Genomic DNA, 310 nt, shown 5'->3' with positions numbered 1-310 from the left:
GGCGCTTGCCTATATGCGCGATCGACCGCTCGGCGTGGCGCTCAACGCGCTGCTGCTCGGCATTGCGGTCGCGACGCTGGTGCTGCTGCTGCAATTTGCCGAGCAGGCCGGAGAGCGATTCGAGCGCGACGCGCGCGGGATCGATCTGGTCGTCGGTGCCAAGGGCTCGCCGCTGCAGCTGGTGCTTTCGAGCGTCTATCATATCGATGTTCCGACCGGAAACATCCCGCTCGGCGAACTTGAACGCCTGCGCGACGACCCCGGTGTCGCCCAGGTGGTCCCTCTCGCGCTGGGCGACAATTTCCAGGGC

The 310-nt window shown here is 66.5% G+C and carries 1 pseudogene; it reads left to right on the top strand.

Annotation, left to right across the window (positions count from 1 at the left end):
- Positions 1-310: pseudogene (locus tag AX735_RS26055) on the top strand (ABC transporter permease); the annotation flags it as partial.

The sequence above is a fragment of the Blastomonas sp. CCH1-A6 genome, from assembly GCF_001556365.1.
In the GTDB taxonomy this organism is placed as follows: domain Bacteria; phylum Pseudomonadota; class Alphaproteobacteria; order Sphingomonadales; family Sphingomonadaceae; genus Blastomonas; species Blastomonas ursincola.
Note: the sequence above shows the minus strand (reverse complement) of the source record. Positions and strands in the feature narration are given on the sequence as shown.